Genomic DNA, 12,370 nt, shown 5'->3' with positions numbered 1-12,370 from the left:
TCCAGGGTCCTGCCGGGTCATGGTTCCGTCGCGCCGTGGAGAAAGGCGTCAGGCAGGGATCTTCACACAGCGGCCGTGCGGGTCCAGATGACTCAGCGCGCCGGGCGACGCGAGGCCCGGAAGCGTGTGCTTCCACAGCGCCGTGACGCGCTCCGGGAGATCGGCGCGGTTGGTCGCGGCCCGTGAGAACAACTGGACGCCCATATAGGCGGCGACAAAGAACTCGGCCGCCCGGTCGGGGGCCACGCCGGGCAGCAATTCCCCGTTGTCCCGCGCCTCGGTGAACATCGTGGTGATGATGTCGGTCCAGGCCTGGTATGGCACCAGCGGGTTCTCGCTGAAGGTCGTCTCGACCGCGATGCGGGTGCCGGCCTGCAGCAATGGGTCACTGCGCAGAGCCAGTGCCACCTGGTGGGTGAAGTCGATGGCGTCCTGCAGCCGGGACTCGCTGACTTGCGGGAGGAACGGGTCGGTCTGCTCCGTTATGACCGCGCGGGCCAGTGCGTCCTTGGACGTGAAGTGGAAGTACACGGCTCCCTTGGTGACCCCCGCGCGCTGGATGATCTCGGCCATCGTGGCGGCCTGGTACCCGCGGGTGCCGATGACATGAGCCGCTGCTTCGAGGACGGCGCGTCGGGTGCGCACTGCGCGTTCCTGCTTGACCACCGATCATCCTCCGTATGCTCTCTTGGAGTTGTTGTGCCTGGGTGCGACCCGCCGCCTGTGGCCGCGCAGTCTATTTCCGCATCATAAAGAAGCCAACCATGCGGTATTGAATGTGCGGAACACCCGGCGGGATCCCGAGGGGCACGGCCGGGCGCCGCGAACCGGTGCGACGCCGTCGAGTGTCACGAGTGCGAGGAGTTGTCCGATGTCCCCCACCGCCGTCCCCGCCATACCCGCCGTCCACCGCGAGATCCGGCTCGCCGCCCGGGTCGAAGGCGAGCTGACGCCCCGGCATTTCAGGATCGCCGAGGTCCCCGTGCCGGTGCCGGAGCCGGGGCAGGTGCTCGTGCGCACCCGCGTGATGGCGGTGACCGCGGCGATGCGGACGCGGATGGCCGGAATGCGGCTGCCGATGGGCTCATTTGTGACGGGTGAGGCGCTGTGGGGGTCCGCGGTCGGCGAGGTGGTGGCCGCACCGGGCGGCGGCTTCAGGCCCGGCGAACTGGTCCACCACCCATACGGCTGGCGGGAGTTCGCCGCCGTCGAGGAGTCGCGTCTACGACGGCTCGAACCGGATGCGCTGCCGACCCCCGCCGCGCACCTGTCGCAGGGCGCGGCGGCCTGGGGTGCGCTGCGCCGGACCGCCGAGGTGCGGCCGGGGGACACCGTGTTCATCACCGGCGCGGCGGGTGGCGTGGGCAGTCTGGCCGGACAGCTGGCGCGGCGGCTGGGCGCCGGCCGGGTCGTCGGCAGCACCGGCTCGGAGCGCAAGGCCGCGCGACTGCGCGCCGAGTTGGGTTACGACGACACGGTCGTGCGCGGCGCCGGGCCGATCGAACGGCAGCTGCGCCGGGCCGCGCCGGACGGCATCGATGTGCTGCTGGACACCGTGGGCGGCGAACAGCTCACGGCGGCACTGGCGCTGGCCCGCCCCGATGCACGGTTCGCGCTGGTCGGCGCGCTCTCCAGCCAGCTGGGCGGGGACGGCGGCACTGCCGCGCCGGTGGAGCTGGACGCGGCGCTGATCATCACGCGGCGGGTGGCGCTGCGCGGCTTCGGGCTGCATGCGCACCCGGATCTGCCGCAGGAGTGGACCAAGGAGTTCGGCCAGGGCCTGCGGGAGGGCACTCTGGTCTTCCCGCATGCCCTTCTGAAGGGGATCGAGCAGGCGCCGCGGGCGCTGTGCGAACTCATTCAGGGGCGTCATATCGGGTCCGTGCTGGTCGAGTTGTGAGACTCCGGGCACGAGGGGCGGGCCGGGGAGGGCGCGGAGAGCGGGGCCGTACGGGCCGCCGCGCCGGGTCAGCCGGCCGCCGGGAGCTGCGTCGGTGCCGGGACACCGGCGGCCGGGACCCGGCCCGGCGCGGCCGGCAGCAGCGCCCACAGGCCGACCACGGCCTCCCGGTTCCACCATGTACCGTCCTCGCTGCCCAGATGCAGCAGCCCCACCACCAGGGAGGTCAACAGCTGGGCCGTACGCCGTGGTTCGGTGTCCGACGCATGCGGTCCGGCCGGTCCGCCGGTCCCGCAGGTCACCGCCTTGTCGAGGAAGAGCGCGTACCAGCGCTGCTCCAGGGCGTAGATACCGAGCCCCGGCGCGGTCTCCGGCCGAAGCCGCAGTCCGGCGCGCAGCACGGCGTCCGACTCCACCCGGCCGAACAGCTCGACGGTGAAGTCCCGTACGGCGGTGGTCAGCGGCTCGGGGGAGCGGGTGAAGGCGTCCTCGATCTCCTGCAGGGTCGCGAGCGCGGCGTCCCGCACCGCGAGCGTGAGGTCGTCCTTGGAGGTGAAGTGGAAGTAGAGGGCACCTTTGCTCAGCCGGGCCCGCCGGCTGATTTCGACCATGCCCGCTGCAGGTACCCCTTTCTCCAGGAAGGTCTCTGCGGCCGAGCGGATGAGTGCCTGGCGGCTCTGGATGGCGCGATGCTGGGTGGGCACGGTGTCCGTCCCGTCTCTAGTACGGCTGCGAGCTCAATGCAGTCTACATAGAAAACCAACCATGCGGTTCTGTATGCTCCCCACGATTGGCCGGAACTGGCATGCCCCGGCGCAAAGTCGGCGATCGGTCGCCGGTTCGGCCGCTGGCTGATCTTTTGGGGGTGATGTGTCCCCAGTCTCGCCCCCCGGGGGAGCGTTGTCGACCCGTCAGAGGCAGTAAGGGTCCATTGACAAACAGCGCAGGCGGTTTTTAAATCTCCGAAGGCGGTAAACGGGACGATCCCTTCCGTTGCAGCCGCCTCGACGGTCGCGTACCGCCGTTGGACAGCGGTGCGCCACGGCGAGACCGCCTCTGCCTCCACCCGTCCTCGACCGCAGGCCGCCCAACCCGCCGAGCCAGCAACGTCACCCGAGCCCCTGCACCCCCACAGGAATCCGGAAAGGTCTCCAGCCATGCGCGTAGCAACGGAAGTCGAACGTCCCGTGAGAGGTGCACGGAGCGCCGGCGGCGAGACGATCAGGGCCGCCGTCTTCGACCTGGACGGCACCCTCGCCAACACCCTGCCCCCGATCAGCAAGCTGCTGGTCAAGGTGGCCTCGGAGCAGGGGTGTTCGGTGACCGCGCGGCAGGCGGCCGCCGCCATCGGCAAGCCGCCCGGCCCCGCCTTCGGGCGGCTGCTGGGCAAGCCCGAGGACGACGGCCGGGTGCAGGCGGCCATCTCCCGCTACCGTGAACTGTTCGCCTACGAAGTCCTGTGCCAGGGACCGCAGCTGCTCTTCCCCGGAGTCACCGCGGGGCTGTCCGCGCTGCGCGCCCACGGCATCGAGCTGGCCGTCGCCACGTCCAAGACGACCCGCAGCGCCGAGGCGCTCCTCGACGTCATGGGCATCCGCGATCTGGTCGGCCCGGTCATCGGCCAGGACATGGTCCGGCGCGGCAAACCGCACCCGGAGATGGTGCTGCGGGCGGCCGGCCGGCTCGGGGTCGCGGCCTGGCAGAGCGCGTATGTGGGCGACACCGTGGGGGACATGAGGATGGCGGTCACCGCGCGCATGGAACCGGTCGCGGTGACCTATGGCGTCGGCACGTTCGGCGAGCTCGCCGCGGTCGCCGGCACCCGGATGTGCAGTTCTTTCAAGGACGTGGTCTCCGTGATCGCCGCCGCCAGGCCGCGGCCGGGCGTCGCGGTGGGGGCGCAGCGCCGCCGCTGAGGCGGCGGGGCCGCTACGCCCCGTTCGCCGCCTCGTGTGCGTAGTGGGCCCCGGCGGCCTGCAGTTTGGCGTGCAGCCGGCCGAACACTTCCGCCGCGCGGCCCCCCGGCCAGTCCTCCGGCAGGAGGGGAGAGGGCAGTCCGGGATCCGCATAGGGCAGCTGACGCCAGGCGTCCAGGGCCAGCAGATAGTCGCGGTAGGCCGCCTCGGGGGGTACCGAGCGGCGCCGCGACCACCGCTGGAGCACCGGCTCCTGCTCTTCGAGGAAGGCGCGGTGCCGTGCGGCGAGGGCGTCCAGGTCCCACCAACGGGCCACCGCGTCCGCCGTGGGGGCGAACCCGGCGTGGTCGCCGGTGAACAGATCGACGTACCGGGCCAGTTGCAGCCGCTCCAGGGTGTGCCGGGTCTCCTCGTAGAGCTGTGCGGGGGCGATCCACACACCCGGCGCCGCGGTGCCGAAACCGAGCCGCGCCAGCCGGGAGCGCAGCAGATGCCGCTTGTGCCGCTCCTCCTCGGGGACGGAGAAGACGGCCAGCACCCAGCCGTCGGACAGTCGCGCGGCCGGCCGGCCGAAGATCCGGCGGTCGCCGTCCTCCAGCAGCTGGCGGGCCGCGTCGGACAGTCCGTACGCGGCCGCCCCGGTGGCCGTGCGCGAGGGAACCAGCAGCCCGCGCCGCTTGAGCCGGGAGACCGCGGAGCGCACCGACGGCGGATCCACCCCGAGCGCACCGAGCAGCCGGATCAGGGCGGCGACCGGCACCGGAGCGGCCGTGCCGCCCGCGGGCTCGGCCCCGCGCCCGTAGGCGCCGTAGAACGTGACGATCAGGGACCGTGGGGTGCGCTGCGTTTGCTGGTCGTTCACCGGGTCACTCTAGATGGGGTCCCCGCAGCCGGAAGCGCTGGAGCTTACCGGTCGGGGTGCGCGGCAAAGAGGTGTGGAAGACGATCTCACGCGGGCATTTGTAGGGCGCGATCCGGGTCTTGGTGAAAGCACGGAGGGCGGCGACGGTCTCGTCCCCCCGGGGCACGCCGGGCCGCAGCACGACATGGGCGACGACCACCTGCCCGCGGTCCTCGTCGGCCCGCCCGACCACCGCCGCCTCGGTCACATCGGGGTGCCGCAGCAGCGCGTCCTCCACCTCGGGGCCCGCGATGTTGTAGCCCGCCGAGATGATCATGTCGTCCGCGCGGGCCACATAGCGGAAGTAACCGTCCGGCTCGCGGACATAGGTGTCACCGGTGAGGTTCCAGCCGTCCCGTACGTACTCCGTCTGCCGGGGGTCGGCGAGATAGCGGCAGCCGGTCGGCCCGCGCACGGCCAGCAGCCCCGGCTCGCCGTCGGGCAGCGGGGTGCCGTCCGCGTCCACCACCCGCGCCTGGAAACCGGGGACCGGCAGCCCCGTCGTACCGGGCCGGACCGCCTCGTCGGCGGCCGAGATGAAGATGTGCAGCAGCTCCGTGGCGCCGATGCCGTTGATGATCCGCAGACCGGTCGCCTCGCGCCAGGCCTGCCAGGCCGCGGCGGGCAGATTCTCGCCGGCCGACACACACCGGCGCAGCGACGAGACATCGTGCCCGGCGAGCTTGGGCAGCATCGCGCGATAGGCGGTCGGCGCGGTGAACAGCACCGAGATCCGATGGGCCGCGATATCGCCGAGCAGCCGCTCCGGCCCGCCCCAGTCGGCGAGATAGGCGCAGGCACCGGCCCGCAGCGGGAAGATGACCAGCCCGCCGAGCCCGAAGGTGAAACCGAGCGGCGGGCTGCCGGCGAACACATCGTCCGGCTCGGGGCGCAGCACCTGCGCCGAGAAGGTGTCCGCGATGGCGAGCACATCGCGGTGGAAGTGCATACAGCCCTTGGGACGGCCGGTGGTGCCGGAGGTGAAGGCGATCAGCGCGACATCGTCGGCGGAGGTCGCCACGGCCGGGTAGGGCGCGCCGCCGGGCCGGGCGAGCTGCCGCAGATCGTCAGGCCCGTCCCCGCCGAACGTGGTGAGGTGCAGCCCCGGGACCTCGGCCTTGGCCAGATCGTCGACGGAGCGGACGTCGCACAGCGCATACCGCACCTGCGCGAGGTCCGCGATCGTGGCCAGCTCCTCGGGACGCTGCGCGGCCAGTACGGTCACCGCGACCGCGCCCGCCTTCATCACGGCGAGCCAGCAGGCGGCCAGCCACGGCGTGGTGGGCCCGCGCAGCAGAACACGGTTGCCCGGCCGGACCCCCAGCCGGCCGGTGAGCACATGGGCGATCGCGTCGACCTGCGCACGCAGCTGCCCGTACGTCCAGACCGGCCCGCTCGCGTCACGGACCGCGGGCCGGTCGGCGCCGAGCCGCGCGATCGTGGTGTCCAGCAGCTCGGCGCCGCAGTTCAGCCGGTCGGGATAGCCCAGATCGGTGAGGTGCGGCCACTGGTCGCGGGGCGGCAGCCGGTCGCGCGCGAAGGTGTCGGCGTGGGCCGAGGGCCGTAGCTCCATGGCGTATGCCCCCTAGGGCGTGTCTTACGGATCATGGCGGGGCGCGCGGGGCCCCCGGCGCCCGGCTCGCGGTGGCCGGCGGGCGGCCGGGGGAGGGATGAGGGACGGTGGAGGCCGGTGCGGTGGCCGGCCCGGGACTGCGCGGTGGGGCGCACGTTCGCTGCGTCGAGTACTGCCGTTCGGATCCGTCGTCAGCGTAACGTGTTCGTGACGGCAGTCAACAGACCGCGATAGAGGACCGTTACCAGGGAGCCGCCTCGTGACCGTATTCGCGCTGGGACCGGACGAGCAGGAATGGTGCGCCGAGCTGCGCGCGCTGACGGCCGAACGGCTGAGTCCGCTGGCGGAGAAGGGCGAGGAGGGCCGGGTCAACCGCCCGCTGGTCGCCGCCCTCGGCGAACTGGGCCTGCTGCGCCGCCTGTTCCCCGCCCAGGGAGCCCTGCGCGCCCTGGACCTGTGTCTGCTGCGGGAATCCCTGGCCCAGGAGTGCACGGAGGCGGAGACCGCACTCGCGCTCCAAGGCCTGGGGGCCTATCCGGTCGTGCAGTCCGGGACCGAGGCCCAGCGCGCCCGCTGGCTGCCGGAGGTGGCCGCCGGCCGGGCGGTCGCGTCGTTCGCGCTGAGCGAGCCGGGCGCGGGCTCGGACGCCGCCGCGCTGTCCCTGGCCGCCGAGCCGGACGGACCGGACGGCTGGCGGCTCACCGGCGAGAAGTGCTGGATCTCCAACGCCCCCGAGGCCGACTTCACCACCGTCTTCGCCCGTACGGGCGGCGGGCCGGGGGCGCGCGGCGTCACCGCCTTCCTCGTCCCCGCCGGCCGTCCGGGTTTGACCGGCGCGCACCTCGACATGCTCAGCCCGCACCCGATCGGCACACTCGTCTGCGACGGTACGCCCGTGACCAGGGCGGATGTGCTGGGCGAGGTGGACGGCGGGTTCGCCGTCGCCATGGCCACCCTGAACCTCTTCCGGCCGAGCGTAGGCGCCTTCGCGGTCGGCATGGCGCAGGCTGCGCTGGACGCGGCGCTGACGCATGCGGGCGCGCGCACCGCGTTCGGCGGCCCGCTCAAGGATCTGCAGTCCGTCGGCCATCAGCTCGCCGAGATGGCCACCCGGGTCGAGTCCGCCCGCCTCCTGGTCTACGCGGCGGCATCCGCGTACGACACCGGGGCCCCGGACATCGCCCGCCGCTCGGCCATGGCGAAGCTGCTGGCGACCGAGACCGCCCAGTACGTCGTCGACGCCGCCGTACAGATCCACGGCGCCCGCGCGCTACGCCGCGGCCACCTCCTGGAACACCTCTACCGCGAGGTCCGTGCACCCCGGATCTACGAGGGCGCCACGGAGGTGCAGCGCTCGATCATCGCCAAGGAGCTCTACCGGGAGCGCTCCTGAACTCACCCGCGGGGCCGGCCTGTTGCCCGCGTCAGTCATCCGCCTTCCGGGCCTGGACGTGGCGCGGGTTACCCACACCCACACCCACACCCAATGCCACTCCCACTCCCCTACGTGTATCCGGTGGGCGATGCCGCCCGCTGCCGTATTTGACGAGCGCGCGTCAGGCGTCAAGGGCGCATAGAGGCGCCGCGCCCCGGCATACGGGCGGTTGCCGACGGGCGGCTGTCAGTGCCGGATGGCAGGCTGAATTCACAGCGGATCCGCGAAGGGAATCGTCATGATCACTACTGACTTCGTCCCCGGCTCCCCGTGCTGGCTCGATCTCGGTGCCCCCGATGTCGAGGTGGCCGCGGCCTTCTACCGGGCCGTGTTCGGCTGGCGTTCCGAACCCTACGGTGACCAGGACGCGGGCGGATATACACTCTTCCGGCTCGACGGCAAGGCTGTCGGCGCAGTCGGCCCACTCCCCGAGGAGAGCGCACGCTCCGCCTGGACGATCTACTTCCACACCTCCGACGCGGATGCCACGACCGAGGCGGTGGAGCAGGCCGGCGGCTCGGTCCGCTCAGTGCCGGCCCTGGTGGGTGCGGACGACGGCCGCTTCGCCCGGCTCACGGACCCGCAGGGCGCGGAGTTCGCCATTTGGCAGCCGGCCCGATATCCGGGCATCGAAGCCGCTGACGGCCCCGGAACCCTGTGCTGGACGGAGCTGTACACCCCCGATGCGGCCGCCGCCCGGACCTTCTACGAAACGGTCTTCGGCTGGCGCACCCAGGACATGCCGCTCCCCGGAGGGGGTGGTACCTACACCCTCCTCACCCCGGCGGACTCCAGCGAGGACCGGATGCACGGCGGCCTCATGGGCGTGCCCGCCGATCTGCTCGGGCCCAGCGGGAAGCCGTACTGGCACCCGGTGTTCGGATCCAAGGACTGCGATGCCACCGTCGGCCTGGTGACGGGCAACGGCGGCACGCTGTCCATGGGCCCGGAAACAGCCGAGGGCGTCGGCCGCCTCGCCGTCTGCGAGGACCCGTCCGGCGCGGAGTTCGTGGTGCTCACCCCGCAGGGGACGCTCTGACGAGGCGCCCTGACGGGGACGCGGATCCAGGAAGCGATCTTCGGGTACAGGCTTCGCGTCGACCTCAGCCTGTGCGGTCCACGCTGTGGTGCCGCCCCGGGGCGCGGCGAGCAGCTGAGGACCTGGGGCGTGGCGCATGGCCAGGAGGCGGAGGGCGGCGGTTTCATTTCGGCGCGGGCGGGGTCGCCGTAGTGCTTGAGGATGTACAGCCTCGGTCCGTCCACCGACCGGACGCGGTTGGCCTGGCCGGTGGTGATCTCGCGGGCATCGGGTGGGACGCGTCCGTCTATGCCCTTCATGGCGCTGTCATCCAACGTCTCCGAGGCAGCTGTTGGGAGCCTCGGGCGATTCGGGGAGGGAGGCGGTGGGCTGTCGGATCGCGGTCCCGGGCGGCCTGGCTTCCAAGCCGCGCCGAAATCCGATCCAGGCCGGTCGGACCGGTCGTAGGTTCATGCCATGACGACCGTTGACGACATGGACTACGAGTTCCGCGCTGCCCGGCCTGAGGACACTGAGGCCATCGAGGCGCTCGACGGATCCTTCACCACCCGCACTATGTTCCATGTGGCCGTCACCGGGGACGGGTTCGCCCTCCAGGAGATCACGGTGGACCCGCCCATCCGCAAAGTCTTCCCAGCGGAGGACACCGAGGCCGGCGACGGCCCCGCGGCCGCGGAGGATCCGAACAGCCGCACCTTTGTCGCCGTCGGCACTGACGGTTGTCTGGCGGGCTTCGCCACTGTCTCCTACGCTCCGTGGAACCGGCGGCTGACCATCGAGGACATCGAAGTCGCTCCGGCCCATCGGGGCCAGGGCGTCGGCCGTGCCCTGGTGTGCTACGCCGTCGAGTTCGCCCGTGAGCGCGGTGCCGGGCACATCTGGCTGGAAGTCACCAACATCAACGCCCCGGCGATCCATGCCTACCGGCGTATGGGATTCAGCTTCTGCGGACTGGACACGGCGCTCTACGAGGGCACACCCTCAGCCGGCGAGCAAGCCCTTTACATGAGCATGCCTTGTCTCTGAGTCGCCGGCAGGCGGCTGGCAGCGGGAGCCATACGTCGCCGGAGCGACCGCCGCCGGCAGGGAAAACATGACTGCGAGGGTGGGGAATTACCTGACGCCGAACCCGCATGAGGTGGGGAATTCCATGACTGATCGATGCCATCGACAGACTGGGTCCGGAACGCATCGACCCGGGTGACGGGCGGTGTGCCTCCGAGCTGCTCGACTCGGTGCCCGCTGCAGCCGCGGGCAGTGGATCCTCACTTGGCCGGGCCGGTGTGGGGCCACAAGTCGGGGCCATGATGGGCCAGATCGTTTCCCCGCTTCGCTTCGGCTTGGATACAGTCCGGCAGGGGCCACACATCGGTACCAGGGGAGGGGCTGGCGTGTTCGAGATCGTGACGGTGGGGGCGCTCACCGCATTCCTGACTGCGGTGGGCAACGGTGCCGCAGGGGAGATGGGCAAGCAGGTGCTCGTGTCGACGGGCGCGCTGGTCAGGCGGACCCTGGGGAGGGAGACGCCGCTGCCGGCTACTCCGGAGAGCCGGGAGATGCTGGCGCGAGTACTGCATGCGCAGCTGAGTCAGGAGGGGCGGCAGAACGGCGAGTGGGCCCAGCTCTTGCGGAGCACGCCGGAACCGATGCTGCTCCTGCGCCCTGGTGCGGGACTACCGCCTGCCACCAGGAACTTCACCGATCGCCAGCGGGTACTGAGGCAGCTGACGCGAGAGGCTGGGCGACCTGCAGCAGGTCGGCCACGGGTGGCTCTGCTCCATGGGCCGCCGGGAATCGGCACCACTGCGGTGGGGCTGTATTGGGGTGCTGCCCAGATCGCCCAGTACCCCGATGGGCAGTTCTACGTGGACCTCCGTCATGACGCCTCTGAGTCCGGACCGGCCCCGTCAACCGTCTTGTTGCGTCTGTTGCAGAAGATGGGGGTCCAGCCGGAACGGATGCCTCCCACGGAAGCCGGACGCGAAGAGCTGTACCGACAGTTGACGGCCGGTCGCAAGGCGCTGGTGGTGATCGACCACGCCTCACACGTCGCGCAGGTCCGCAACCTCATCCCCGCCACTCCCGAGGTCTTCCTCCTGGTGATCGCATCCGGCCCGGTTTTCGCGCTGGAGGCTGAGCGCATTGCTGTGCCGCAGCTGACGGACCGGGACGCGGTGAAGATGCTGAGGAAGGTTGCCGGCCCGGAAATCGTCGCACGTGCCAAGCCGCAGCTGCCGGCACTGCTGGACCGCTGCGCGGGCAACCCCTTCGCCCTGAAGGCGGCGGCGGTCCGCCTGCTGACCGAGGAACCGCCGCTCCCGGACGCGGTGGACGGGACCACGGGGCACTCTCCGGTGCACCACATGGTCCAGGTCGCGTGTCGCGGGCTCGGCCCGCAGACGGCGCGGCTTTGCCGGCTCGTGGCAGTGGGCGGTTGGCCTGCGTTCGACGCCGGCCTGGCCGCGGCCACTGCGCACGTGGGCGGGCAGGAAGCGGCCAGGATGCTGACCGAAGCAGCGGACGTTCAGTTGATGGAACCGCTGCATGACGGTCGCTTCGGTTTCCGGCCCGAGGTACAGCGCCTCCTGACGGATGCCGCAGGTCCAGAGCACGGAATCTCCGAGTGCGCCGCAGCGGTCTCCCGTGCGCTCGACCACGTGCTCAACCGTGCGCTGCATGCAGCACATGCCGCACTGCCACGAAGCTGGCGAGTCGAGCCCGCCCCGGCGGGGGAGGCGGCCTACCCCGACGAGGCCACGGGCATGGCGGCCTTGCGGGCCGAGGCCGCAAACGTGATGCGGGCGGTCTCCGTGGCCCAGGAATACGGACACCTCGATACAGTGCTGCGCCTGGCCCGTTCCCTGTGGCCACTTCAGCTGAAGGCCGGGTACTGGGACGAGGTACTGCCGGCCCTCCAGATTGCGGTCCGGTGTGCCGACGAGCATCACCCGGATTCCCGCACCGCAGCTGGACTTCACTTCCAGCTCGGCCACTGCCTCGGTGAACTTCAGCGAGGGGACGAGGCCGACCAAGAGACGCACCGTGCCGTCGCATGCGAGCGCGCAGCGGGCCACCTGCTCGGCGAGGCGTCGTCCGTGGAGCTGCTGGGTCTGCTGCAGCTGTACCGGTGGCAGTACACCGCAGCGTACGAGCGGTTTGTCGAGGCAGAGCACCTGTACCGACGCCTCTCGCCCGGCCAGGAAGGTGCGGAGAATCTTCCGCGCGCCCTGGCACTGGCCGAGCGTCACCAGGGGCGGGCCCTGTGCGGCATGGGCCGACTGGCGGAATCCCGCACCCGCCTGGAGAACGCACTCAGCTTCTTCGTGCAACAGGGGGAGGCGTACAACCAGGGACGGGTCCGCACCGACCTCGCGGAGACGCTGCACGCCGGGGGCGACGACACCGCAGCGCTGGTGGAGATCACCGAGGCCGAACGGCTGCTCAGGCCGGAGGGAGCAACCCCGCACCTGGAGTACCTTGCCCGCCTGCGGCAGCGCTGCGAGGCTAACGACTAGGGCCTGTGTGTGGTTGTGATCAACCTTCGGGTTCCGTCCCCGCATGGGGACGGAACCCGGTAGGAAGCTGGGTGTGACGCGCAGGCAACTC

At 71.4% G+C, this 12,370-nt stretch carries 10 protein-coding genes; 6 read left to right on the top strand and 4 right to left on the bottom strand.

Translation table 11 applies throughout. The features are described 5' to 3' along the window. Window positions 1–48: 48 nt before the first annotated feature. Entirely contained in the window at window positions 49–666 is a 618-nt protein-coding gene (locus ACWGJY_RS25270; protein ID WP_453263127.1) for a ScbR family autoregulator-binding transcription factor, read from the bottom strand. Window positions 667–871: 205 nt separating this feature from the next. On the opposite strand from ACWGJY_RS25270, the gene ACWGJY_RS25265 reads away from it, so the two are divergent. Continuing rightward, entirely contained in the window at window positions 872–1,900 is a 1,029-nt protein-coding gene (locus ACWGJY_RS25265; RefSeq protein ID WP_453263126.1) for an MDR family NADP-dependent oxidoreductase, read from the top strand. Window positions 1,901–1,968: 68 nt separating this feature from the next. On the opposite strand, the gene ACWGJY_RS25260 is transcribed toward ACWGJY_RS25265, so the two are convergent. Next, window positions 1,969–2,604 carry a TetR family transcriptional regulator gene (locus tag ACWGJY_RS25260; RefSeq protein WP_453263125.1) on the bottom strand — a complete coding sequence of 212 codons (636 nt, stop codon included), beginning with the start codon at window positions 2,602–2,604 and terminating at the stop codon, window positions 1,969–1,971. 483 nt (window positions 2,605–3,087) lie between these two features. Here ACWGJY_RS25260 and ACWGJY_RS25255 point away from each other — a divergent pair, with 483 nt between their 5' ends. Beyond that, the gene (locus ACWGJY_RS25255; RefSeq protein WP_453263124.1) at window positions 3,088–3,816 is read left to right on the top strand and encodes an HAD family hydrolase; all 729 of its coding nucleotides are present in this window, start codon (window positions 3,088–3,090) and stop codon (window positions 3,814–3,816) included. A 13-nt stretch (window positions 3,817–3,829) separates the two neighbouring features. Here ACWGJY_RS25255 and ACWGJY_RS25250 read toward each other — a convergent pair whose 3' ends face one another. Next, window positions 3,830–4,678: a PaaX family transcriptional regulator gene (locus ACWGJY_RS25250; protein WP_453263123.1), complete on the bottom strand. Its 849-nt coding sequence runs from the start codon at window positions 4,676–4,678 to the stop codon at window positions 3,830–3,832. A gap of 4 nt (window positions 4,679–4,682) precedes the next feature. Then, the gene (locus ACWGJY_RS25245; protein ID WP_453263122.1) at window positions 4,683–6,290 is read right to left on the bottom strand and encodes an AMP-binding protein; all 1,608 of its coding nucleotides are present in this window, start codon (window positions 6,288–6,290) and stop codon (window positions 4,683–4,685) included. 259 nt (window positions 6,291–6,549) lie between these two features. Between ACWGJY_RS25245 and ACWGJY_RS25240 the strand changes: the two genes are divergently transcribed. The 4 genes from ACWGJY_RS25240 (at window position 6,550) to ACWGJY_RS25225 (ending at window position 12,279) form a co-directional block, all read left to right on the top strand. Then, window positions 6,550–7,683 carry an acyl-CoA dehydrogenase family protein gene (locus ACWGJY_RS25240; RefSeq protein ID WP_453263121.1) on the top strand — a complete coding sequence of 378 codons (1,134 nt, stop codon included), beginning with the start codon at window positions 6,550–6,552 and terminating at the stop codon, window positions 7,681–7,683. Between the two features lie 280 nt (window positions 7,684–7,963). After that, complete coding sequence (locus ACWGJY_RS25235; RefSeq protein ID WP_453263120.1) at window positions 7,964–8,764, top strand: VOC family protein; 801 nt, start codon at window positions 7,964–7,966, stop codon at window positions 8,762–8,764. Between the two features lie 456 nt (window positions 8,765–9,220). Further along, entirely contained in the window at window positions 9,221–9,790 is a 570-nt protein-coding gene (locus ACWGJY_RS25230; protein ID WP_453263119.1) for a GNAT family N-acetyltransferase, read from the top strand. A 278-nt stretch (window positions 9,791–10,068) separates the two neighbouring features. After that, window positions 10,069–12,279: an ATP-binding protein gene (locus tag ACWGJY_RS25225; protein WP_453263118.1), complete on the top strand. Its 2,211-nt coding sequence runs from the start codon at window positions 10,069–10,071 to the stop codon at window positions 12,277–12,279. Window positions 12,280–12,370 lie beyond the last annotated feature (91 nt).

The organism is Streptomyces sp. NPDC054765 (genome assembly GCF_053612065.1).
The sequence above is the reverse complement of the archived record's forward strand: the minus strand, read 5'-3'. Positions and strand labels throughout refer to the sequence as shown.